The 25,873-nt window shown below is 48.5% G+C and carries 16 protein-coding genes; 2 read left to right on the forward strand and 14 right to left on the reverse strand.

What is annotated here, in order from left to right; genetic code table 11:
* Nucleotides 1–59: 59 nt before the first annotated feature.
* Nucleotides 60–1,088, forward strand: a complete 1,029-nt coding sequence (locus tag CX664_RS03660) for a YbgA family protein (RefSeq protein WP_101745419.1) — start codon at nt 60–62, stop codon at nt 1,086–1,088.
* A 33-nt stretch (nt 1,089–1,121) separates the two neighbouring features.
* The gene (locus tag CX664_RS03665; RefSeq protein ID WP_101745420.1) at nt 1,122–1,535 is read left to right on the forward strand and encodes a hotdog fold thioesterase; all 414 of its coding nucleotides are present in this window, start codon (nt 1,122–1,124) and stop codon (nt 1,533–1,535) included.
* Between the two features lie 106 nt (nt 1,536–1,641).
* Here CX664_RS03665 and tal read toward each other — a convergent pair whose 3' ends face one another.
* From tal to CX664_RS03730, 14 genes are all read right to left on the reverse strand, one after another.
* Nucleotides 1,642–2,619: a transaldolase gene (gene tal, locus CX664_RS03670; protein WP_101745421.1), complete on the reverse strand. Its 978-nt coding sequence runs from the start codon at nt 2,617–2,619 to the stop codon at nt 1,642–1,644.
* 135 nt (nt 2,620–2,754) lie between these two features.
* Nucleotides 2,755–3,726, reverse strand: coding sequence for a ribokinase (gene rbsK, locus CX664_RS03675; RefSeq protein WP_101745422.1), 972 nt, complete (start codon nt 3,724–3,726; stop codon nt 2,755–2,757).
* Nucleotides 3,727–3,844: 118 nt separating this feature from the next.
* Nucleotides 3,845–4,135 (reverse strand): DUF454 family protein, encoded by a 291-nt coding sequence (locus CX664_RS25530; RefSeq protein ID WP_145999798.1) that lies wholly within the window; start codon nt 4,133–4,135, stop codon nt 3,845–3,847.
* Nucleotides 4,136–4,200: 65 nt separating this feature from the next.
* The gene (locus tag CX664_RS03680; protein WP_244910619.1) at nt 4,201–4,437 is read right to left on the reverse strand and encodes a DUF454 family protein; all 237 of its coding nucleotides are present in this window, start codon (nt 4,435–4,437) and stop codon (nt 4,201–4,203) included.
* 31 nt (nt 4,438–4,468) lie between these two features.
* Complete coding sequence (locus CX664_RS03685; RefSeq protein ID WP_101745423.1) at nt 4,469–4,858, reverse strand: hypothetical protein; 390 nt, start codon at nt 4,856–4,858, stop codon at nt 4,469–4,471.
* Nucleotides 4,859–5,008: 150 nt separating this feature from the next.
* On the reverse strand, nt 5,009–6,019 hold the full coding sequence (locus tag CX664_RS03690) for a tryptophan--tRNA ligase (RefSeq protein ID WP_101745424.1): 1,011 nt from the start codon (nt 6,017–6,019) through the stop codon (nt 5,009–5,011).
* 116 nt (nt 6,020–6,135) lie between these two features.
* A complete protein-coding gene (locus CX664_RS03695) occupies nt 6,136–7,197 on the reverse strand; it encodes an MATE family efflux transporter (RefSeq protein WP_101745425.1) in 1,062 nt (353 codons plus the stop codon).
* A 111-nt stretch (nt 7,198–7,308) separates the two neighbouring features.
* Nucleotides 7,309–7,740 carry a hypothetical protein gene (locus tag CX664_RS03700; protein WP_145999796.1) on the reverse strand — a complete coding sequence of 144 codons (432 nt, stop codon included), beginning with the start codon at nt 7,738–7,740 and terminating at the stop codon, nt 7,309–7,311.
* Between the two features lie 227 nt (nt 7,741–7,967).
* Nucleotides 7,968–10,832 carry an RAP domain-containing protein gene (locus CX664_RS03705; RefSeq protein WP_101745427.1) on the reverse strand — a complete coding sequence of 955 codons (2,865 nt, stop codon included), beginning with the start codon at nt 10,830–10,832 and terminating at the stop codon, nt 7,968–7,970.
* Between the two features lie 52 nt (nt 10,833–10,884).
* Entirely contained in the window at nt 10,885–14,502 is a 3,618-nt protein-coding gene (locus CX664_RS03710) for a DUF1601 domain-containing protein (RefSeq protein ID WP_101745428.1), read from the reverse strand.
* Nucleotides 14,503–14,565: 63 nt separating this feature from the next.
* Nucleotides 14,566–17,877 carry an RAP domain-containing protein gene (locus CX664_RS03715; protein ID WP_101745429.1) on the reverse strand — a complete coding sequence of 1,104 codons (3,312 nt, stop codon included), beginning with the start codon at nt 17,875–17,877 and terminating at the stop codon, nt 14,566–14,568.
* Nucleotides 17,878–17,930: 53 nt separating this feature from the next.
* Complete coding sequence (locus CX664_RS03720; protein WP_101745430.1) at nt 17,931–20,765, reverse strand: DUF1601 domain-containing protein; 2,835 nt, start codon at nt 20,763–20,765, stop codon at nt 17,931–17,933.
* 54 nt (nt 20,766–20,819) lie between these two features.
* Nucleotides 20,820–23,843 carry an RAP domain-containing protein gene (locus tag CX664_RS03725; protein ID WP_101745431.1) on the reverse strand — a complete coding sequence of 1,008 codons (3,024 nt, stop codon included), beginning with the start codon at nt 23,841–23,843 and terminating at the stop codon, nt 20,820–20,822.
* 60 nt (nt 23,844–23,903) lie between these two features.
* Nucleotides 23,904–25,873, reverse strand: a 1,970-nt coding sequence (locus CX664_RS03730; RefSeq protein WP_145999797.1) for a DUF1601 domain-containing protein, incomplete at its 5' end; no start/stop codon positions are given.

Raw genomic sequence — 25,873 nt, forward strand, 5'->3', positions numbered from 1 at the left:
GCTGGTAACTGGCGATATTAACCAGGGCATGATTTTGAAAGTAAAGTGGAGAATAACGAGTGGCTATCGTTTCCATACCTGAGCCTGAAAAACAGATCACACTGGGCATCAGCTCCTGCCTTTTGGGCCATAAAGTGCGCTATAACGGTGGGCACAAACGCTCGTCTTTTTGTGTCAACACGCTGGATAAATTCTTCCACTTTGAGCCGGTCTGTCCTGAGATGGCTATCGGGCTGGGAACCCCCAGAGAGCCTATCCGACTAGTCGGCCAACTGGCTGAAGCATCACAAACAGTCGGCCAAAGTTCATCGTCTGCGCCCGATAAACAGTTGCAAATCCGGGTAGTCGGCACTGAAAATTCCAGCCTGGATGTAACGGATGCTCTGACTCATTATGGTCATGATATGTCTGATCAGCTATCACACATTTGCGGCTATATTCTGATGCAGAAGTCCCCCAGCTGCGGCATGGCAAGGGTCAAGGTGTACCATGAAAATGGCCACCCGCTGGGCGAAAGTGCACCCGGGGCCTATGCCAGGGCGTTTATGGAGAGCAACCCGCTGCTGCCAATAGAAGAAGAAGGCAGGCTGCACGACCCGATACTCTGTGAGAATTTTTTCACCCGGGTTTACGCCTATGACCGTTGGCAGAAAACCGTGATGGCAGAGCCATCTTATGCCGCCCTGGTCGACTTTCACTCTACTCACAAGTACATGATCATGGCCCATTATCCCCAGGGGTATGAGTTACTGGGCCAAATCGTGGCCAAAGGCAGCACAGCGAATCTGCATGAACTGCTGGAGGAGTACCTGCGCAGCTTTATGAGCGCCCTGAAACGACGGGCTAATCGAAAATCTCATACCAATGCCATGATGCATATCATTGGATATGTGAAAAAGAGCGTCGATGGCAAAGAGAGAAAGCAACTGCTGACGTTGATTGAAGAGTACCGTCAGGAAATGATCCCGCTTATTGCCCCCATGACTATGCTACGGCATTTCATAGACAATCATGGTAGTGTATATATTCAACGACAAACCTACCTGACACCTCACCCGGATCAGCTGGGCTTGCGCAACCGGATCTGATGATCAGTGCCAATAAAAGAAAAAGGAAAAAAGATGTCCATCTGGAAAAGGCCTTACAGTACTGAAACCGCAGCATTCAAGGAAAACATGTGTGACCATTTGGGTATTGAGATTACCGAAGTAGGAGACGACTTTCTCCGGGGCACCATGCCAGTTGACCGCAGAACCATTCAGCCCATGGGACTGCTGCATGGTGGTGCCTCGGTGGTTCTTGCTGAAACACTGGGCAGCATTGCCGCCAACCTGTGCTGTGAAGACGGAGCCTACTGTGTTGGTCTGGAAATCAACGCCAATCATCTTCGCTCAGCCACGTCCGGAAAAGTGACCGGCACAACCCGCCCCATTCATATCGGCCGCAGTACCCAGGTGTGGGAAATCAAGATTGAGGATGACCAGGGCAGGCCCACGTGTATATCCCGTATTACCATGGCAACCAAGAAAATATAATCAATAAGAAGGAACCACAAAGGCACAGAGACACAAAGATTTTCTGGGAGCTGCGCATGGTCAACAAAAGACTTCTTTGTGCCATTGTGTCTCTGTGGTGCAAAATTCATTTGGCTTTTGCATCATCCTCACGAAGTGCATCAAGCAATTGCTTTTCCAGCTTAATCTGATCTTCAGCAAACTTTCTGATGCCCTCAGCCAGCTTTTCCGTTGCCATGGCATCGTCGTTCATCGCCCAGCGAAATGCAGCCTCATCCAGAACCACTTTTTCATCACTACACACTGGTGAGTCGGCAAACAACTTTTGTTCAAGCAGTTGCTCGGATGATTCCAGCTGATCGAGAAGGTCCGGACCAATCGTCAGGCAATCACAACCGGCTAACTCAGTAATCTCACCGGTATTTCGGAAGCTGGCTCCCATCACCACGGTATTGTAGCCATATTGTTTGAAGTAGTTGTAGATACGGGTGACCGACTGAACGCCTGGGTCTTGTGAAGCAGTAAAATCCCGGCCTTCTGCTTTTTTGTACCAGTCGAGAATCCGGCCAACAAACGGGGAGATCAAATAAGCACCGGCTTCGGCACAGGCTTGAGCCTGGGCAAAACTGAACAGCAAGGTCAGATTACAACGAACACCTTCTTTTTCCAGAACCTCCGCCGCTTTGATACCTTCCCAGGTAGACGCTATTTTGATCAGCACCCGCTCACTATCAGCGCCCTGCTCTTTATAGAGATCAATCAGCTGTCTGGCCTTTTGGATCGTCGCGTCAGTATTAAATGACAGTCGTGCATCCACTTCCGTTGACACAAAGCCCGGCACTACCTGCTGAATCTCTTTGCCAATACCGACCGTCAACCAGTCACAGGCATAACGGGCACTGACCGCTTTCTCTGTAGAATGATTGCGCCCAAAGGCAATGGCTTCATCAACCAGCTTTTTATACGCCGGCAGCTGCGCGGCTTTTAAAATCAGTGAAGGATTGGTCGTCGCATCAACCGGCTGGTAGCGACGGATGGCTTCGATATCACCGGTATCGGCCACAACCTTGGTCATTTTTTTTAATTGGTCGAGCTGATTTTGCATACTGTACCTTCTTCCAGCCAAGCAAACAGCTGGGTATGGAGCCTGATAAGCGCTTTAAAAGTTTACCACCAATGTTTTCGTCTTTAATCAACGAGGGTATCCGTATTCACCTGTTATATCAAAGAAATACCAGCATCATGAGGTATCCGGGGTTGCCGCAGCATCGGCAATTTCCTGATCGCACTGAATAAATTCCTCAACCTGAAAACGATAGGGAATAGACGACTGAGAACCAGCACTCATGACCGAAAGGCCGGCACTGGCATTGGCAAAGAAGGCTGCTTCCTCAAGCGATTTTCCTTCCGCCAGGGCCACCAGCAGTGCACCGTTAAATGTATCGTCAGCCGCCGTTGTATCAACTGCCTTAACCGGAAACCCGGGAACCATCAGCCCTTCAGGATGGCCGGAAGTCATTGATGATGCATAGGCCCCATACTGACCCATGGTGATCACCACGTCAGTAATACCTTTCTCATGCAATAGAGTAGCAGCCTGAGTTGCCGACGTTTCATCCAGTACTTTAATACCGGTAAGAATGCCTGCCTCCGTCTGATCAGGAGTAATCAAATCCACAGTCAGTAAGTTATCCCCAGAACACGGTTTGACAGATGCGGGGCTCAAGACAACTTTAGTATGGCTTCCCCTGGCAATATGAGCAGCCTGTCGCATGACAGATTCAGGAATCCCCTGCTGCAAGAGCAGATAATCTGCACCAGCGATCAAACTATGTTTCTGCTCAATATACTCTTCACTCAGGCAGCCATTAGCGCCAGCAGAGATGCCAACCATATTTTCACCTTTGGCATTCACGAACATCAGGGCCACCCCTGTTTGGACATCCACTATTTCAGTAATTGCAGATGTATCAATACCTTCATCACTCAGTTGCTGTACTATTTCCCGCCCCGGATCATCCTGCCCGATCGCTGCCATCATAAGTGTATTGCCGCCAAGGCGGGCACAGGCTACTGCCTGATTAGCACCTTTGCCCCCTGCCATAATGTCGTAAGATGAAGCGGTAATGGTCTGGCCTGGTTTGGGAAAACAATCAACCCTCAGAACATGGTCAACATTAATACTGCCTAGCACGAGAATCTGCTTACTCATATCACCACCAGTGAAAATCAGGCTGACAACTTAATCAAGTGTAATGCAAATGTTGTTTTGGGTTGGGGGTTTTGTTGGGTTCGAGTTGGCAGTTGGTAGTTGGTTTTAGGATAGGTTTTCAGGGGTGTGTTTCTCTTCTTTTTAATGTTCTCAGGTATAGCGTTACGGTGATGGCTATGGTCAGTAGCAGGTATTTGAGCCATGGCAGTGTGAGTAGCCAAATGGAGAGGCTTATGGTTAGCCAGAGGAAAATAACTGAGCGGATATATACTCTGGTGGAAATGCTGCGTTGCTTAAGATATTGGCGTAGTGGGGGGCCTAGGAGGCTGACCGAGAATAGCGCCCGTAGCGAGGATGGCAGAAAATTGAGGATAAAAATTCGGTTTTGTGAGGTGAATAGCGGGGCTATTTGCCGAACAAAAGCGGATTTTTAGACCAATTTGCTGCCACCGCAGTAGGGCAGTCTATTCTCGGTCAGCCTCCTAGTGTTGGGTGGTTCAAGAGTCGGGCGTGAATGGTTGGAGATGACCGCAAGCTGAAAAAAGCGGCTAATAATAGAAAGGGTGTGGTGGGTAGTAGTGGCAGGAAAATGCCGATACAACCCAGTACAACACAGAGCAGGGCGCAGGCTTTAAAGACGCACCGGAGTACCGGGTTGTGGATTAGAATACCGGAGGATTGGGGGGACGAGGTTTTATCTCTTGAGTTCATGGTTATCGAAAGTGGATTCTGCGGTTATGCTTTACTCAAAAAATGCCTCTTGAATCTGGGTAACGTAGGTCAATTCAGCCAGTTTTTTCAGGGTCACCAGATAATTTGGCTGATTAGTATCACCCACCACCAGATACTGCTCCTCATCACACTGCAAACGTCCGGGGGATTCTTTGTAGACAATTGCGGTCGGGTCGATGTACATCACCTGCCGTGCGGTATTCACATGGGCAGGAATACAGAACTCATAGCTCAGGGATCGCTTGCCATCCGCTGGGCCATAAAGGCCATCGGCATCCAGGCGGGTCAAATCAAATGCTACCTTTTGCTGCACTTTGTCTTTCAGCAGGCCATCCAGATGGCTGCAGGCCGATAGTAAAAGCGCACTCAGCACAATGGCAAATAACCTTGATATGTTCATGGGATTTCCAGTCGAGCGATGGTGCCTGTCATTATTGCTTTTATTATTAAGAATGGCTTTCCCAAAGGAAAGCCAAACGTTAGGGCCTGTTGACGTTTCGTTGCGTGCTCAGCACGAAACGTCAACAGGCCCTAAGACGACTGCGGAATATTATGCCAGCGGCTTGAGGCCTACGGCTTGACGAATAGACGTCAGCACAGAAGTGGCTTCGGCCCTGGCCTTCTCAGCCCCTTTCAGCAACTCTTTTTCGATAAATGCAGGATCTTCAATCAGCGCATTATAACGTTCCCGGGGAGCTTGCAAGTGAGCATTCAGAAATTCAAACAGCTCATTTTTCAGATCGCCCCAGCCAGCACCATCGGCGTATTGCTGACGTTTTACCTCAATCTGAGTGGCATCAGCAAATGCCGAGTAGATCTGGAAAAGCGTGCAGGTGTCCGGGTCTTTCGGCTCACCCGGCTCCAGTGAGTTGGTTTTGATCTTGCGAACCAGCTTCAGCAGCTTCTTTTCAGGGACAAAAAGCGGGATGGTATTATCGTAGCTTTTGCTCATTTTACGACCATCAAGACCATTCAGCACTGCCGTGGTTTCACCCACCACCGCTTCCGGCAAAACGAACCGGGTCTGGTAATGATGATTCATACGACCGGCAATATCCCGGGCCATCTCAATATGCTGGACCTGATCACGCCCCACCGGCACTTTATGGGCATTGAACATAAGAATATCCGCCGCCATCAGCACCGGATAGCAGAACAGCCCCATGGTCACGCCCTTGTCCGGGTCCTGCTCTCCGGCTTCTTCATTAGCCTGAACCGCTGCCTTATAAGCATGGGCGCGGTTCATCAGGCCTTTGGCGGTCATACAGCCCAGAATCCAGTTCAGCTCGGCAATTTCCGGAATGTCTGACTGACGGTAGAAGGTGACACGGTCCGTATCCAGACCCAGTGCCAGCCAGGTAGCGGCAATCTCCAGGGTAGACTGGTGGATTCGCTTGGGGTCACGGCCTTTGATCAGGGCATGATAGTCCGCCAGAAAGTAGTATGAAGCAATATCGTCACGCCAGCTTTCCTCAATGGCAGGCTTGATAGCCCCTACGTAGTTACCCAGGTGTGGTGTTCCAGTAGTTGTAATACCTGTCAGTACTTTCGTTTTACTCATGAGTTCACTCGCACAGCGACGATTTAACCTGGCCTGACGCGCAGACCAGAAAGAAGGTTAGAAAAGGGCCGCATTATAAAAGAGCGCCGCCCTCTCTCACAATAGACACCTGATTCTCATGATATAGCCATGTTATCAGCGGCAGACACCCGATGCCGAATAATGGCACGCAGACGCAAGGTCAAAAGGATGGCACTCATGGTCAATGCACTCACCAGACCAATCCATAAGCCATGAGGCCCCATTGGTGCCACAATCCAGTCGGTCAGCCCGAGAATATAGCCCAGGGGTAACGCCACACCCCAGCAGGCAAACAGAATCATCGCCATGGGAACCCGGGTATCTTTATAGCCACGAAGCGCACCAATAGCAGCAATCTGAATGCCATCGGCGTATTGGAACAGTGCCGCATAAACCAGCAGCTGAGCAGCCAGAATGGCCACCTCTGTGTTCTGTGTATAGATTGAGGTCACCACCCCTGGCAGAAACAACATCACGGCAGCACTGAGGGTGGCACTGACCAGCGTCGTGACAATACCCGCATAGCTGGAGTAGGCGGCCTGCGCAGTTTTACCGGCACCCAGTGCCTGCCCGACACGAATGGTCAGCCCCATGGACAGACTCAACGGCACCATAAAGGTCAGTGAGGTAAAATTAAGGGCAATAAAACTGAACACCATGCCGGGCTTGGTTTTACCCATTCCTTCACAGTAGCAGTTAAGCGCCTGGAACAAACAAATCGCCGGAATGCCCCAGGCCAGCGCTTTCAGATACTCCAGCGTTTTACCCGCCATCGCAGGCCCAACCTGCAACCATTGCAATACGACATCGGATTGGTAAATAAAACCCAGGGCCAACAGGCTCATCAGCAGGGCAATCCATAACCCCTGACGCACCTGACCAGCAATCTCTCCGGTTTGACGTGCACCGTACAGATGGGCAACCGTGGGCGTGATGGCCATTAATATGCCACGGATTAACAGGTAGACCGGTACCCAGGTACTGGAGCCAATGGCAATAGAAGCCAGATCCAGGGCTGAATATTGCCCGGCCATACTGGTGTCGACAAATGTCATACCGGTGGTTGCCAGTTGAGCCCCCATGATAGGCCCGGCCAAATACATTAATTCACCAAGTTTGCCACGATAGCGGGCAAAAGCTGAAAGATTGTTGCTCATTGTTGCTCACAGAATAGAAACCCACGGCAGACAGAGCCGGGGCGGAGGATTATATATTCTATTAATGATTCAAAAAATAACTGGATTGGATATTTCCAAATAACAATAAACTTATCTCTTTTTAAGAGCTTTAAGTCTGTTAATATCAGCAGCAACCTCCTCCATCGCACCTGCTACAAATTCTTTCACTTCTTCATTAGTTGTTTCATTAAGATCATAGTTGGGTTCAATGTAATCCTTGGAAAGATAATGCTCGAAATGCCTGATAGCATTCTTCATTGTCTTCGTGATAGCGCGGATTTGTCCGGAGGTTAACTGTTTGCCGGAATCTAATGCTTCACGACGTGAATTGAAATTTTCAACATCACGTCCGACATAAGTGGTAAATTTTGGGGCATGCATACCATCAATATAGGCTTTCAACACTTTAACCTGGTGATCTCCGAAATGCAGCGGGTCTCGTTTTTGAACTTCCGCAGGCATTTGCTCCTTTGAGTGGGCAGCATTTATCCCCCCGAGCACAATGCTTATTGCCTTATCCATTTTAAATCCCTCTTTAACACAAATGTTCATGACGATGGTTTGTCCCCTCTGTCATGAAAGCTTTAGCCACAGAGTCACGGAGACACAGAGGAAAAGCGTTTTTCTGCTCTCCGTGTCTCTGTGCCTCCGTGGCAATTTTCTTTCACGGCAAACGTACTAAACAGCTGCCATATATTAATACGGTAGAAAAAAGAAAGTACACCTCCACCAGAATGTCAAACTGATTCTTAAGTCATGCTGGAAGAGAGTCGTTTATTGGCTCTTTTTCTCTTCCTTTTTCTCTTTTTTGGTTTATTTATTTGCTCTTCTGAATATTCTTCGGCGGTAGCATAACCGTCATCTGAAAATAGCCCTCCTTCATCAGCAGTAACGTATGCCTCATCGGCCTCCTCCTCGCCACTGTTGTGTAACATAGGACCATGAGCCTCCAGCTGAACGGCTAATTTAGTCTTTATTTGCTCAATAACTCTTTTCATTGAATTCTGTTTCCAAAGCTTGTTCACCGGAATTTCAATGACTTCGAATCCTAATTTTTGCAGCAGGGCGATTTTCAGCAACGTTGCACCGTTCCTTGTTTTGAAATCACCACTCACATAATGATAAGGTCCCTGAACGTCGATCACCATGTTGTAATCTGGCAGTAGCAAGTCAACCGGAGGTAATGAGTTCAGACTCTTCTCTTCTTCAATCTGCAACGACGGAAGGCTTGATTGGAGTTGCTCGCGAAAGATGGTTTGAGATTGTGAAATGTTTGTCTGGTAATAGGGGGCCATCGCACACGGTCTCCCAAGCCAACTGGCGGCCATGACCATGACGGTTTGCGCCTCTAAATCGTCCGGGAATGTACTTTCCAGGCGAGAAAATAGTTCACCTATGTGCTTTTCAAGCGGGTTTTTATTATTTCTACCAAAGCACAGATAAAACCTGGCACAGAATACCATGACTCCCCAGAGAGACATCCATATATTTTGCTGGGAACGCTGAGGGGTTTCACTGATTCTGGCGACCAGAGCATCAAACGTAGATTTAATCAGGTTCAGCTCAATGGCCTCACCCAGTTTTGCCAAGGCCCACAGCAGGTTGACGATACCTTGAGGAATGAAGCGGTCTCTCTCTTCTTTTGATTCGGCTTTGGTTTTTACACGGTACAGCAGCGCGGTCAGGGTCTCTTTGAGCTTCACTGTCTTCTCCAGCTCCAGCCCGATGTCCCCCAGTTTCGCCAAGGCCCACACCAGGTTGGCGAGACCTTGAGCATTGAAGTGGTCTCTCTCGTCTTTTGATTCGGCTTTGGTTTTCACATGGTACAACAGCGCGGCCAGGGTCTCTTTGAGGATCGCTGTCTTCTCCAGCTCCAGCCCGATGTCCACCAGTTTTGCCAAGGCCCACAGCAGATTGACGATATGCTGAGGTATAAAGTGGTTTTTCTGTTCTTTGGCTTTGGTTTTCACATGGGGTAACAGCGCGACTAACACCTCGGTGAGCTTTGGTACCTTCTCTGACTCCAGCCCATTGTCCACCAGTTTCGCCACAGCCCACAGCAGGTTGGCAACACCTTGAGTGTTGAAGAAGTCTTTCTTTTCTTTTGATTCGGCTTTGGTTTTCACATGGGGCAACAGCGCGGCCACGGCCTCGTTTAGCGGCCCTGTCTTCTCCAGCTCCAACCCGTTGTCCACCAATTTTGCCAAAGCCCACAGCAGGTTGGCGGTAGCTTGAGTGTTGAAGTGGTCTTTCTCTTCTTTCGATTCGGCTTTGGCCTTCACATGGGGCAACAGTGCGACTACAACCTCTTTGAGCTTCGGTGTCTTCTCCAGCTCCAGCCCGTTGTCCACCAATCTTGCCACGGCCCACAGCAGGTTGCTGATATGCTGAGGAATAAAGTGGTCTTTCTCTTCTTTTGATTTGGCTTTGGTTTTCACATTGGCCAGCAGCGCGGCCACGGCCTCTCTAAACTTCGATGTCTTCTTCAGACCATTGTCCAACAATTTCGCCATGGCCCAAAGCAGGTTGGCGACTTCCTGTGGCTTGAAGTGGTCTTTCTCTTCTTTTGATTCAGCTTTGATTTTCACATGGGGCAACAGCGCGGTTACGGCCTCTTTGAGCTGCGCTGTCTTCTCCAGATCCAGCCCGTTTTCAACCAGTTTCACCAGAGCCCACAGCAGGTTGGCGGTACCTTGAGAGCGGAAGTGGTCTTTCTCTTCTTTTGATTCGGCTTTCGTTTTCACATGGAGCAACAGCGCGGCCACAACTTCTTTGAGCTTCGGTGTCTTCTCCAGCTCCAGCCCGTTATCTACCAATTTTGCCACTGCCCACAGCAGATTGGCGATATGCTGAGGAATAAAGAAGTCTTTCCCATCTTTTGATTCGGCTTTGATTTTCGCCCGGGGCAACAGCGCGGCCACGGCCTCTTTGAGCTTCGGTGTTTTCTCCAGCTCCAGCCCGTTACCAACCATTTTTGCCAGGGCCCACAGCAGGTTGGCGGTACCTTGGGCATCAATATCCCTTGCTTCAGGTTTTTGCTTGCACTTAACTATTACTGCATCAAGTAACGTTGATAATAAAGCTGCCTGAGCTTCCTTATTTTCATTCATGTATTTATGAGGGGTAAAAACACCTGCTGACGTAAATGAATGAATCGTTGTCGTCAGGCTTCGCCAGGGCCACCCGGGTGTCGCTTTAAAAGCGTGCAACAATGGTATCAGTTGGCATTGTTCACTACGATTTAATGGTCTTTTTGACCTTGATGTGTATTGTTTGATTGAACAGGCAAATTGACTGTGTTTTTTCCCATTATAGCGATCACCATATTGAGTGGATGTCCTCACCAGGTCATCCATTTTTGCTTGTGTGATGAGAGCATTAAAATCCTGAACAGGTTTTATTGAATGTCCTGATGGATGGTTAGCAGAGCAGGCGTCAGAAGCAGGATAAAATTCATGACGCTCCGGGATATAGGGAAGTGGTGTATTCGCCCGCCTCACTGTGCCATACCTGTATCGCCCACTTCCTGAAGCACCGGTATGATCATCCGGTTGATTATAATCATGACCTGATGTTGCACATTTCCAACTTATACCAGCACTGCCTCTGTCCATAATTTTATTTCATTAATTCATGGTAAATATAAAATGTAGGCTACTCACGGCATCAACAGGCATTAGTTTTACGGGCTTTTTTTCTCTTCCTTTTTCTCTTTTTTGGTTTCTTTGTTTGCTCTTCTAAATATTCTTCAGCGGTAAAATAACGGTCATCCGATAACTGCCATTCTTCATCGGCAGTAACATAAACCTCATCTGCTGCCTCCTCGCCACTGCTATGTAACACAAGACCATGGGCCTCTGGCGAGACGGCTAACTTTATCTTTATTTGCTCAATAACTCTTTTCATTGAATCCTGGTTATTAAGCTTGTTCACCGGTATTTCAATGACCTCAAATCCTAATTTTTTCAGCAGGGCGATTTTCAATAAAGTCGAACCATTCCTGGTTTTGAAATCACCACACACGTAATGAGAAGGTCCCTGAACGTCGATCACCATGTTGTAATCTGGCAGTAGCAGGTCAACCGGAGGTAGCGAGTTCAGACTCTTTTCTTCTTCAATCTGCAAAGACGGAAAGCTTGACTGGAGTTGATCGCGTAAGTTGGATTGAGATTGCGAAGTGATTGTCTGGTAATGGGGGGCCTCCGAACACGCTCTCCCAAGCCAACTTGCGGCCATGGCAGCGATGCATGAAAACTCTGTATTGCACGGGGGTAGACTTTCCAGACGAGAAAACAGTTTATCTATGTACTTTTCAAGGGCGTTTTTATTATCGTCACCGAAGTACAGATAAGACCTGGCACAGAATACCATGACTCCCCAGAGAGAGACCGATATATATTGCTGAGGGAGCTGAGGGTTTTCACTGAGTCTGCAGGCAAGAGAATCGAACGTAGATTTAACCAGTTTCAGTTCAATGGCCTCACCCAGTTTGGCCACGGCCCACAACAGGTTGGCGATATGCAGAGGAATAAAGTGGTCTTTCTCTTCTTTTGATTGGGCTTTGGTTTTCACATGGGACAACAGCGCGACCAAGGTCTCTTTGAGCTTTGCCACCATCTCCAGTTCCAGCCCGTTGTCCACCAGTTTCGCCACGGCCCACACCAGGTTGGTGACTTCCTGTGGCTTAAAGTGGTCTTTCTCTTCTGTTGATTCGGCTTTGGTTTTCACATGGGGCAACAGCGCAGCCATGGCCTCTTTGAGCATTGGTGTCGTCTCCAGTGCCAGCCCATTGTCCACCAGTTTCGCCACGGCCCACAACAGGTTGGCAATATGCTGAGGAATTAAGTGGTCTTTTGATTCGGCTTTGGTTTTCACATGGGGTAGCAGAACGGCTGCCGCCTCTGTGAGCTTTGGTGCCTTCTCCAGCTCCAGCCCATTCTCCAACAGTTTCACCACAGCCCACAGCAGGTTAGCGATAGCTTGAGTGTTGAAGTGGTCTTTCTCTTCTTTTGATGCGACTCTGGTTTTCACCTGGAGCAACAGCGCGGCCACGGCCTCTTTAAGCTTCGGTGTTTTCTCCAGCTCCAGACCATTGTCTACCAGTTTCGCCATGGACCACAGTAGATTGGCGACTTCCTGTGGCTTGAAGTGGTCTCTCTCTTCTTTTGATTCGGCCATAGTTTTCACATGGGGCAACAGCACGGCTACCGCCTCGTTGAGCTTTGGTGCCTTCTCCAGCGCCAGCCCATTTTCGACCAGTTTCGCCACAGCCCACAGCAGATTGGCGATATGCTGAGGAATAAAGCGGTCTTTCTCTTGTTGTGATTCGGCGGTGGTTTTCACATGGGGCAGCAGCGCGGCCACAGTCTCTTTGAGCTTGGCTGTCTTCTCCAGCTCCAGTCCATTGTCCACCAGTTTCGCCACGGCCCACAGCAGGTTGTTGATGTGTTGAGGGATAAAGTGGATTTTCTCTTGTTTTGATTCAGCTTTGGTTTTTACAAAGGATAAAAGTACGGCCACGGTCTCTTTGAGCTCCGGTGTCGTCTCCAACTCCAGTCCGTTGTCCACCAGTTTTGCCACGGCCCACATCAGGTTGACGGTTTCCTGTGGATTGAACTGGTCTCTCTCTTCTTTTGATTCGGCTTTGGTTTTCACCCGGGGCAACAGCGCAGCAACGGTCTCTTTGAGCCGCAGTGTTTTCTCAAGCTCCAGCCCGTTGTCCACCAGTTTCGACAAGGCCCACAGCAGGTTAGTCACTTCCTGTGGCTTGAAGTAGCCTTTTGATTCAGTTCTGGTTTTCACATGGGGCAACAGTGCGACGATGGCCTCTTTGAGCTTTGCTGTCTTCTCCAGCGCCAGCCTGTTGTCCACCAGTTTTGCCACGGCCCACAGCAGGTTGGCGACTTCCTGTGGCTTGAAGTGGTCTTTCTCTTCTTTTGATTCGGCTTTGGTTTTTACATGGGGCAACAGTGCGGCTACCGCCTCTTTGAGCTTCGGCGTTTTCTCCAGCCCATTATCCACCAATTTTGCCATAGCCCACAGCAGGTTAGCAGTAACTTGAGGGTTGACGTGGTCTCTCTCTTCTTTTGATTCGGCTTTGGTTTTCACCTGGGGCAACAGCGCGGCCACGGCCTCTTTGAGCTTCGCTGTCTTCTCCAGCCCGTTGTCCACCAGTTTCGCCACGGCCCACACCAGATTGGCGACTTCCTGTGGCTTGAAGTGGTCTCTCTCTTCTTTTGATTCGGCTTTGGTTTTTACCAGGGGCAACAGCGCGGCTACCGCCTCGTTGAGCTTCGGTGTTTTCTCCAGCCCATTGTCCACCATTTTTGCCATGGCCCACAGCAGGTTGGCAGTGCCTTGAGTGTTGAAGTGATCTTTCCCTTCTTTTGATTCGGCTTTGGTTTTCACATGGGACAACAGCGCGACCACGGTCTCTTTGAGCTTTGGTATCTTTTCCAGTTCCAGCCCGTTGTCCAACAGTTTCGCCACAGCCCATAGCAGATTGGTGATTTCCTGTGGATTAAAGTGGTCTTTCTCTTCTATTGATTCGGCTTTGGTTTTCACGTGGGGCAACAGCGTCGCGACGGCTTCTTTGAGCTTCGGTGTCGTCTCCAGCTCAAGCCCGTTGCCCACCATTTTTGCCAGGGCCCACAGCAGATTGGCGGTACCTCGGGTATCAATACCCATGGCGTCAGGTTTTTGGTTGCACTTAAGTATTACTGCATCAAGTAACGTTGACAATAAAGCTGCCTGAGCCTCCATACTTCTCTCATTCATGTACTGATGTGGGGTAAAAACACCCGCTGATGTAAATGAATGAAGCGTCGTCGTCAGGCTTCGCCAAGGCCACCCGGATGTCGCTTTAAAAGCGTGCAACAATGGTATCATCAGTTGGTGTTGTTCAGTTTGATTTAATGGTCTTTTTGACCTTGATGTGTATTGTTTGATTGAACAGGCAAATTGACTGTGTTTTTTCCCATCATAGCGATCACCATAATGAGCAGATATCCTTATCAGGTCATCCATTCTTTCTTGTGTGATAAGAGCATTAAAATCCTGAACCGGTTTTATTGAATGTCTTGGTGGATGGTTAGCAGAGCAGGCGTCAGAGGCAGGATAAAATTCATGACGCTCCGGGATATAGGGGAGTGGAGTATGCGTCCGCCTCACTGTGCCATACCTGTATCGCCCACTCCTTGAAGCAACGGTATGATCATCCGGTTGATTATAATCATTACCTGATGTCGTGCATGTCAAACTTATACCAGCACCACCTTTGTCCATAATTATATTTCATTAATTCATGGAAAATATAAAATGTAGACTACTCTACGGCACCAACAGGCATTAGTTTTTACTGGCTTTTTTTCTCTTCTTTTTTCTCTTTTTTGGTTTATTTATTTGCTCTTCTAAATATTCTTCAGCGGTAAAATAACAGTCATCCGAAAATGGCCCTCCTTCATCAGCAGTAAAATATGCCTCACCTGCCGCCCACTCGCTGATGTCCGGTGACACAGGACCATGGGCCTCTGACGAGACGGCTAACTTTGTCTTTATTTGCTCAATAACTCTTGTCATTGACTCCTGTTTCCAAAGCTTGTCCACCGGTATTTCAATAACCTCAAATCCTAATCTTTTCAGCAGAGCGACTTTCAATAAAGTCGAACCATTCCTGGTTTTGAAATCACCACACACGTAATGAGAAGGTCCCTGAACGTCGATCACCATGTTGTAATCTGGCAGTAGCAGGTCAACCGGAGGTAATGAGTTCAAACTCTTTTCTTCTTCAAACTTTAAAGACGGAAGGCTGGATTGTAGTTGATCACGGAAGGTGGATTGAGATTGTGAAATAATCGTCGGGTAATGGGGGACGACCGGACACGCTCTTCCAAGCCAGCTTGCGGCCATGGCAATGATGGATTCTTCCTCTGTATTTATTTGTAAGGTATTTTCCAGTCGAGAAAATAGTTCACCTACGTGCTTTTCAAGCGAGCTTTTATTATTGGTGTAATTACAAAGATAAAACCTGGCACAAAATACCATGACGCCCCAGAGAGACATCAATACACCTTGTTGATAGAACTGAGAGCTTTCACTGACTCTTTCGACAAGAGAATCGAACGTAGATTTAACCAGGTTCAGCTCAATAGCCTCACCCAGTTTTGCCAGGACCCACAGCAGGTTGGTGACTTCTTGTGGCTTGAAGTGGTCGTTCTCTTCTGTTGATTCGACTTTGGTTTTTACATTGTACAAAAGTGCGGCCAGGATTTCTTTGAGCTTCGCTGTCTTCTCTAGCCCGTTGTCCCCTAGTTTTGCCAAGGCCCACAGCAGGTTGGCGGTACCCTGAGTATTGAAGTGGTCTCTCTCTTCTTTTGATTCGGCTTTGGTTTTCACATGGGGCAACAGCGCGTCCACAACTTCTTTGAGCATCTCTGTCTTCTCCGGCTCCAGCCCGTTGTCCACCAGTTTTGCCAAGGCCCACAGCAGATTGGCGATATGCTGAGGAATAAAGTGGTCTTTCTCTTCTTTTGATTCGGCTTTGGTTTTCACATGGTACAAAAGCGCGGCCAGTGCCTCTTTGAGCTTCGCTGTCTTCTCTAGCCCATTGTCCCCCAGTTTTGCCAAGGCCCACAGCAGGTTGGCGGTACCCTGAGTATTGAAGTGGTCTCTCTCTTCTTTTGATTCAGCTTTGGTTTTCACATGGGGCAACAGCGCGGCCACAACTTCTTTGAGCTTCGCTGTCTTCTCCGGCTCCAGCCCGTTGTCCACCAGTTTTGCCAAGGCCCACAGCAGATTGGCGATATGCTGGGGAATAAAGAGGTCTTTCTCTTCTTTTGCTTCGGCTTTGGTTTTCACCCGGGGCAGCAGCGCGACCACGGCCTCTTTGAGGATCGCTGTCTTCTCCAGCTCCAGCCCGTTGTCCACCAGTTTTGCCAAGGCCCACAGCAGATTGGCAATATGCTGAGGAATAAAGTGGTCTTTCTCTTCTTTTGATTCGGCTTTGGTTTTCACCTGGAGCAACAGCGCGGCCAAGGCCTCTTTAAGCTTCGGTGTCTTCTCCAGCTCCAGACCATGGTCCACCAGTTTCGCCATGGCCCACAGTAGATTGGCGACTTCCTGTGGCTTGAAGTGGTCTCTCTCTTCTTTTGATTCGGCCATAGTTTTCACATGGGGCAACAGCGTGTCGACGGCCTCTTTGAGCTTTGGTGCCTTCTCCAGCTCCAGCCGATTGTCCACCAGTTTCGCCGCGGCCCACAGCAGGCTGGTGATCTGTTTAGGAGTAAAGAGCACTTTCTCTTGTTTTGATTCGGCTCTGGTTTTTACATAGGACAAAAGTACGACTACAGTCTCTTTGAGCTTCGCTGTCTTCCCCAGATCCAGTCCATTGTCCACCAGTTTCGCCATGGCCCACAGTAGATTGGCGACTTCCAGTGGATTGAAGTGGTCTCTCTCTTCTTTTGATTTGGCTTTGGTTTTCACATTGGCCAGCAGCGCGGCCACAGCCTCTCTGAGCTTCGGTGTCTTTTCCAGCTCCAGACCATTGTCCAACAGTTTCGCCATGGCCCAAAGCAGGTTGGCGACTTCCTGTGGATTGAAGTGGTCTTTCGCTTCTTTTGCTTCGGCTCCGTTTTTCACACAGGGCAACAGTGCGGCGGCGGCCTCTTTGAGCTTCGCGGTCTTCTCCAGCTTCAGTCCTTTGTCCACCAATTTCGCCAAAGCCCACAGCAGGTTGGCGATATGCTGAGGAATAAAGTGGTCTTTCTCTTCTTTTGATTCAGCTTTGGTTTTGACATGGGGCAACAGCGCGGCTACCGCCTCTTTGAGCTTCGGTGTTTTCTCCAGACCATTGTCCACCAGTTTTGCCATGGCCCACAGCAGGTTGGCAATACTTTGAGTGTTGAAGTGATCTTTCCCTTCTTTTGATTCGGCTTTGGTTTTCACATGGGGCAACAGCGTGGCGACGGCTTCTTTGAGCTTCAGAGTAGTCTCCGGCTCAAACCCATTATTCACCAGTTTCGCCAAGGCCCACAGCAGGTTGGTGATACCTCGTACATCAATATCACTGGCTTCAGTTTTTTGGTTGCACTTAAGTATTAATCCATCAAGTAAAGTTGACAGTAAAGCGGCTTGAATTTTCCTATACCCCTCATTCATGTATTTATGAGTGGTCAAAACACCCGCTGAAGTAAATGAATGAAGCGTTGTCGTCAGGCTTCGCCAGGTCCACCCGGGTGTCACTTTAAAATTGTGCAGCAATGGTATCAGTTGACGTTGTTCACTATGATTTAATGGTCGTTTTGACCCTGATGTGTATTGTTTGATTAAACAGGCAAATTGACCATGTTTGCTCCCATCATAGCGACCACCATAACGAGCCGATATCCTCACCAGCCCATCCATTTTTGCTTGTGTGATGAGAGCATTAAAATCCTGAAAAGGTTTTATTGAATGTCTTGGTGGATGGTTAGCAGAGCAGGCGTCAGAAGCACGATAAAATTCATGACGCTTCGGGATATAGGGGAGTAGAGTATTCGTTTGCCTGACTCTGCCATACCTGTATCGCCCACTCCCGGAAGCACCGGCATGATCATCTGGTTGATTATAATCATTACCTGATGTTGTGCATTTCCAACTTATACCAGCACCAGCTTTGTCCATAATTATATTTCATTAATTCATGGAAAATATAAAATGTAGACTACTCTTCGGCATCAACAGGCAGCAGTTTTTACTGGCTTTTTTCTCTTCCTTTTTCTCTTTTTGAGCTTATTTATTTGCTCTTCTAAATATTCCTCAGCGGTAAAATAACAGTCATCCGAACATTGTCCTCCCTCACCAGCAGTAAAATATGCCTCATCTGCCGCCCACTCACCGCTGCTAAATGACACAGAGCCATGAGCCTCTGGCAGGACGGCTAACTTTGCCTTTATTTGCTCAATAACTCTTTTCATTGAATCCTGGTTATCAAGCCTGTTCACCGGGATTTCAATGACCTCAAATCCTAATTTTTTCAGCAGAGCGACTTTTAATAAAGTCGAACCATTCCTGGTTTTGAAATCACCACACACGTAATGAAAAGGTCCCTGAACGTCGATCACCATGTTGTAATCTGGCAGTAGCAGGTCAACCGGAGGTAATGAGTTCAGACTCTTTTCTTCTTCAATCTTCAAAGACGGAAGGCTTGATTGGAGTTGATCGCGTAAGATGGCTTGAGATTGTGAAATGGTTGTGTGGTAATGGGGAACCACCGGACACGCTCTCCCAAGCCAGGTTGCGGCCATGGCAATGATGGCTTCTTCCTCTGTATCCATTTGGAATGTATTTTCCAGGCGAGAAAATAGTTCACCTATGCGCTTTTCAAGCGAGCTTTTAATATTGGAGCCCTTACAAAGATAAAACCTGGCACAAAATACCATGACTCCCCAGAGAGACATCAATATACCTTGTTGAGTGAACTGAGGGCTTTCACTGATTCTTTCGACAAGAGAATCGAACGTAGATTTAACCAGATTCAGCTCAATAGTCTCACCCAGTTTTGCCAGGGCCCACAGCAGGTTGGCGATATGCTGAGGAATAAAGTGGTCTTTCTCTTCTTTTGATTCGGCTTTGCTTTTCACATGGGGCAACAGCGCAACCACGGTCTCTTTGAGCTTCAGCGTCTTCTTCAGCTCCAGCCCGTTGTCCCACAGTTTCGCCAAGGCCCACAGCAGGTTGGTGACATCCTGTGGCTTGAAGTGGTCTTTCTCTTCTGTTGATTCGGCTTTGTTTTTTACATGGTACAATAGAGCGGCCAGGGTCTCTTTGAGCTTCGCTGTCTTCTCCAGCTCCAGCCCGTTGTCCACCAATTTTGCCAAGGCCCACAGTAGGCTGGCGATATGCTGAGAAGTAAAGTGGTCTTTCTCTTCTTTTGATTCGGCTTTGGCTTTCACCCGGGGCAACAGCACGGCCACAACTTCTTTGAGCTTCGCTGTCTTCTCCAGCCCATTGTCCACCAGTTTCGCCACGGCCCACAGCAGGCTGGTGATATGTTGAGGAATAAAGAGCACTTTCTCTTGTTTTGATTCGGCTCTGGTTTTTACATAGGACAAAAGTACGGCTACGGTCTCTTTGAGCTTCGCTGTCTTCTCCAGCCCATTGTCCACCAGTTTCGCCAGGGCCCACAGCAGGTTGGCGATATGCTGAGGAATAAAGTGGTCTTTCCTTTCTTTTGATTCGGCATTGGTTTTCACATGGGGTAACAGCGCGGTCACGGTCTCTTTGAGCTTCGGCGTCTTCTCCAGCTTCAGCCCATTGTCCACCAGTTTGGCTACGGCCCACAGTAGATTGGCGACTTCCTGTGGCTTGAAGTGGTCTTTCTCTTCTGTTGATTCGGCTTTGGTTTTTACAAGTGGCAACAGCGCGGCCACGGCCTCTTTGAGCTTCGCTGTCTTCTCCAACCCTTTTTCCACCAGTTTCGCCACGGCCCACAGCAGGTTGGCGACTTCCTGTGGCTTGAAGTGGTCTTTCTCTCCTTTTGATTCGGCTTTGGTTTTTACATGGGGCAACAGAGCGGCTACTGCCTCTTTAAGCTTCGGTGTTTTCTCCAGTCCATTGCCCACCATTTTTGCCATGGCCCACAGCAGGTTGGCAATTCCTTGAGTGTTGAAGTGATCTTTCCCTTCTTTTGATTCGGCTTTGGTTTTTATATGGGGAAACAGCGCAGTTAACGCCTCTTTGAGCTTCGGCGTCTTCTCCAGCCCGTTTTCCACCAGTTTCGCCATGGCCCAAAGTAGGTTGCCTACTTCCTGTGGCGTGAAGTAGTTTACTGTTGATTCCGCTTTGGTTTTCACATGGGGCAACAGCGTGGCGACGGCTTCTTTGAGCTTCTCTGTCGTCTCCAGCTCAAGCCCGTTGTCAATCATTTTTGCCAGGGCCCATAGCAGGTTGGCGGTACCTTGGGCATCAATACCCCTGGCTTCAGGTTTTTGGTTGCACTTACGTATTACTGCATCAAGTAAAGTTGACAATAAAGCTTCCTGAGTTTCCTTACTTCCCTCATTCATGTACTTATGAGGGGTAAAAACACCCGCTGACGTAAATGAATGAAGCGTTGTCGTCATGCTTCGCCAGGTCCACCCGGCGGTAGCTTTAAAATTGTGCAACAATGGTATCAATTGGCATTGTTCACTATGATGTAAAGGTCGTCTTGACGCTGAAGTGTATTGTTTGATTAAAGTGGCAAATTGACTGTGTTTTTTCCCATCATAGCGATCACCAAAACGAGCAGATATGCTCACCAGGTAATCCATTCTTTCTTGTGTGATGAGTGCATTAAAATCCTGAACCGGTTTAATTGAATGTCTTGGTGGATGGTTAGCAGAGCAGGCGTCAGAAGCAAGATAAAATTCATGACGCTCCGGGATATATGGGAGTGGAGTATTCGTCTGCCTCACTGTGCCATACCTGTATCGCCCACTCCCGGAAGCACCGGTATGATCATCCGGTTGATTATAATCATTACCTGATGTTGTGCATGTCCAACTTATACCAGCACCGCCTTTGTCCATAATTATAATTTCATTAATTCATGGAAAATATAAAATGTAGACTACTCTACGGCATCAACAGGCAGCAGTTTTTACTGGCTTTTTTCTCTTCATTTTTCTCTTTTTGGGTTTATTTATTTGCTTTTCTAAATATTCTTCAGCGGTAAAATAACAGTCATCCGAAAATTGCCCTCCCTCATCAGCAGTAAAATATGACTCGTCTGCCGCCCACTCATTGCTGTCAGGGGACACAGGACCATGAGCCTCTGGCGAGACGGCTAACTTTGTCTTTATTTGCTCAATAACTCTTTTCATTGAATCCTGTTTCCAAAGCTTGTCCACCGGTATTTCAATAACCTCAAATCCTAATCTTTTCAGCAGAGCGACTTTCAATAAAGTCGAACCATTCCTGGTTTTGAAATCACCACTCACGTAATGAGAAGGTCCCTGAACGTCGATCACCGTGTTGTAATCTGGCAGTTGCAGGTCAACCGGAGGTAGTGAGTTAAGACTCTGTTCTTCTTTAATCTCCAAAGACGGAAGGCTTGACTGGAGCTGATCGCGTAAGATGGATTGAGATTGGGAAGTGATTGTCTGGTAATGGGGGCCCACTGGACACGCCCTCCCAAGCCAACTTGCAGCCATGGCAGTGATGAATGGAAACTCTGTATTGCACGGGGATGGACTTTCCAGGCGAGAAAACAGTTCATCTATGTGCTTTTCAAGGGTGTTTTTATTATCGTCACCGAAGTACAGATAATACCTGGCACTGAATACCATGACTCCCCAGAGAGCCATTGATATATCTTGCTGAGAGAGCTGAGGGTTTTCACTGATGCTGTCGACAAGAGAATCGAATATAGATTTAACCTGGTTCAGCTCAATGGCCTCACCCAGTTTCGCCACGGACCACACCAGTGTGGTGACCTCCTGTGGCTTGAAGTAGTTTTTCTTTTCTTTTGATTCGGCTTTGGCTTGCACATGGCGCAACAGCGCGGCCAAGACTGCTTTGAGCTTCGGTATCTTCTTCAGCTCCAACCCGTTTTCCAACAGTGTCACCAAGGTCCGCAGCAGGTTGGCGATATGCTGTGGAATAAAGTGGTCTTTCTCTTCTTTTGACTCGGCTTTGGTTTTCACATCGAGCAGCAGTGCGGCCACGACCTCTTTGAGCGTTACTGTCTTCTCCAGCTCCAACCCATTGTCCACCAGTTTCGCCAAGGCCCACAGCAGGTTGGTGACTTCCTGTGGCTTCAAGTGATCTTTCTCTGCTGTTGATTCGGCTTTGGTTTTCACATGGGGCAACAGCGCAACCACGGACTCTTTGAGCTTCGGTGTCTTCCTCAGCTCCAGCCCATTGTCTACCAGTTTCGCCAGGGCCCACAGCAGGTTGGCGACTTCCTGTGGCTTGAAGTGGTCTTTTTCTGCTGTTAATTCGGCTTTGTTTTTCACATGGGGCAACAGCGTGGTCACAGCCTCGTTGAGCTTCGCTGTCTCATCCAGCGCCAGCCCATTGTCCACCAGTTTCGCCAGGGCCCACAGCAGATTGGCGATATGCTGAGGAATAAAGTGGTCTTTCTCTTCTGCTGATTCAGCTTTGGTTTTCACCTGGGGCAGCAAGGCAACCAAAGCCTCTTTGAGCTTCGGTGTTTTCTCCAGTTCCAGCCCGTTGTCCACCAGTTTCGCCACGGCCCACAGCAAGTTGGCGAGGTGCTGTGGTTTGAAGCGATCTTTCTCTTCTTTTGATTCGGCTTGGTTTTTTACCTGGGGAAACAGCGCAGCCACAACCTCTTTGAGCTTCGGTAGCTTCTTCAGCTTCAGCCCATTGTCCACCAGTTTCGCCAGGGCCCACAGCAGGTTGGTGACTTCCTGTGGCTTGAAGTGGTCTTTCTCTTCTGTTGATTCAGCTTTGGTTTTCACCCGGGGCAGCAGAGCAACCAAGGCCTCTTTGAGCTTCGGTGTCTTCTCCAACTCCAGCCCTTTGTCCACCAATTTCGCCACGGCCCACAACAGGTTGGCGATATGCTGTGCATTAAAGTGGTCTTTCTCTGCGTTTGATTCGGCTTTGGTTTTTACCTGGGGCAACAGCGCGGCCACGGCCTCTTTGAGCTTTGCTGCATTCTCCAGCTCCAGACCGTTGTCTACCAGTTTTGCCATGGCCCACAGCAGGTTGACGACTTCCTGTGGCTTGAAGTGGTCTTTCTCTTCTTTTGATTCGGCGTTGGTTGTCACGTGGGGCAACAGCGCGGCTACAGCACCTTTGAGCTTTGGTGTTTTCTCCAGCCCGTTGTCTACCAATTTCGCCACGGCCCACAGCAGGTTGGAGATGTGCTGAGGGATAAAGTGGTCTTTCTCCTCTTTTGATTCGGCTTTGGTTTTCACCTTGGGCAACAGCGTGGCTGCTGCCTCTTTGAGCCTGGGTGTCTTTTCCAACTCCAGCCCGTTGTCCACCAGTTTCGCCATGGCCCACAGCAGGTTGGCGCTACCTTGCGCATCAATATCCCTGGTTTCAGGGTTTTGGTTGTACTTACGTATTACGGCATCAAGTAACGTTGACATTAAAACTGCCTGGGTTTCCTTTCTTCCCTCATTCATGTATTTGTCAGGGGTAAAAACACCCGCTGACGTAAATGAATGAAACGTTGTCGTCAGGCTCCGCCAAGTCCACCCGGAGTTAGCTTTAAAATTGTGCAACAATGGTATCAGTTGGCGTTGTTCACTATGATGCAAAGGTCGTCTTAATGCTGCAGTGTATTGTTTGATTAAAGTGGCAAATTGACTGTGTTTTTTCCCATCATAGCGATCACCAAATCGAGCAGATATGCTCACCAGGTAATCCATTCTTTCTTGTGTGATGAGAGTATTAAAATAATGGACAGGTTTTACTGAATGTCTTGTTGGATGGTTAGCAGAGCAGGCGTCAGAGGCAGGATAAAATTCATGACGCTTATGGATATAGGGGAGTGGCGTATTCACCTGTCTGACTGTGCCATGCCAGTATCGCCCCCCCTTTGAAGAATCGGTACGATCATCCGGTTGATTATAATCATTACCTGATGTTGCGCATTGCCAACTGATACCAGCACCGCCTCTGTCCATCATTATATTTCATTAATTCATGGGAAATATAAAAAGTAGACTACTCTACGACATCAACAGGCATTAGTTTTTACTGGCTTTTTTTCTCTTCCTTTTTCTCTTTTTTGGTTTATTTATTTGCTCTTCTAAATATTCTTCAGCGGTAAAATAACAGTCATCCGAAAATTGCCCGCCCTCATCAGCAGTAAAATATGTCTCGTCTGCCGCCCACTCGCCGCTGCTAAGTGACACAGAGCCATGAGGCTCTGAGAGAACGGCTAACTTTTCCTTTATTTGCTCAATAACTATTTTCATTGAATCCTGGTTCCCAAGCTTGTTCACCGGGATTTCAATGACCTCAAATCCTAATTTTTTCAGCAGAGCGACTTTCAATAAAGTCGAACCATTCCTGATTTTGAAATCACCACTAACGTAATGGGAAGGTCCCTGAACGTCGATCACCGTGTTGTAATCTGGCAGTTGCAGGTCAACCGGAGGTAGTGAGTTCAGACTCTTTTCTTCTTCAATCTGCAAAGACGGAAGGCTCAATCGGAGTTGCTCGCAGAAGGTAGATTGAGATTGTGAAATAATTGTCTGGTAATAGGGGACCACCGGACACGGTCGCCCAAGCCAACTGGCGGCCATGGCAATGACGGTTTGAGCCTCTATATTGTTCGGGGATGTATTGCCCAGGCGAGAAAATAGTTCACCTATGTGCTTTTCAAGCGGGTTTTTATTATCTCTACCGAAGTACAGATATAACCTGGCACAGAATACCATGGCTCCCCAGAGAGACATCCATGTATTTTGCAGAGAAAGCTGAGGGGTTTCACTGATTCTGTCGGCAAGAGAACCGAACATAGATTTAACCAGGTTCAGCTCAATGGCCTCACCCAGTTTTGCCATGGCCCACAGCAGGTTGACGGTACCTTGAGTATTGAAGTGGTCTCTCTCTTCTTTTGATTCGGCTGTGGTTTTTACATGGTACAACAGCGCGGCCAGGGTCTCTTTAAGCTTCGCTGTCTTCTCGAGCTCCAGCCCGTTGTCCACCAGTTTCGCCAAGGCCCACAACAGGTTGGCCACTCCCTGTGGCTTGAAGCGGTCTCTCTCTTCTTTCGATTCGGCTTTGGTTTTCACATGGTACAACAGCGTAGCCAGGGCCTCTTTGAGCTTCGCTGTCTTCTCCAGCTCCAGTCCGTTGTCCACCAGTTTTGCCAAGGCCCACAGCAGGTTGGCGATATGCTGAGGAATAAAGCGGTCTTTCTGTTCTTTTGATTCGGCTTTGCTTGTCACATGGGGCAACAGCGCGGCTACGACCTGTTTGAGCTTCGGTGTTTTCTCCAGCTCCAGTCCATTGTCCACCAGTTTCGCCAAAGCCCACAGCAGGTTAGCGATAGCTTGAGTGTTAAAGTGGTCTTTCTCTTCTTTTGATTCGGCTTTGGTTTTCACATGGAGCAACAGTGCGGCCACGGCCTCTTTTAGCTTCGGTATCTTCTTCAGCTTCAGACCATTGTCCACCAGTTTTGCCATGGCCCACAGCAGGTTGGCGATATGCTGAGGAATAAAGCGGTCTTTCTGTTCTTTTGATTCTGCTTTGGTTGTCACATGGGGCAACAGCGCGGCTACGACCTGTTTGAGCTTCGGCGTTTTCTCCAGCTCCAGTCCATTGTCCACCAGTTTCGCCGAAGCCCACAGCAGGTTGGTGATATCCTGAGGATTAAAGTGATCTTTCTCTTCTTGTGATTCGGCTTTGGCTTTCACCCGGGACAGCAGCGCGACGACGGCTTCTTTGAGCTTCTGTGTTTTCTCAGGTTCCAGCCCGTTGTCCAACAGTTTCGCCAAGGCCCACAGCAGGCTGGCAACTTCCTGTGTGTTGAAGTGGTCTTTCTCTTCTTTTGATTCGGCTTTGGTTGTCACGTGGGGCAGCAGCGCGGCCACGGCCTCTTGGAACTGAGCTACCTTCTCCAGCCCGTTGTCTACCAGTTTCGCCAGAGTCCACAGCAGGTTGGCGGTAGCTTGAGTGTTGAAGTGGTCTTTCTCTTCTTTTGATTCGG

This window comes from Endozoicomonas acroporae, assembly GCF_002864045.1.
In the GTDB taxonomy this organism is placed as follows: Bacteria; Pseudomonadota; Gammaproteobacteria; order Pseudomonadales; family Endozoicomonadaceae; genus Endozoicomonas; species Endozoicomonas acroporae.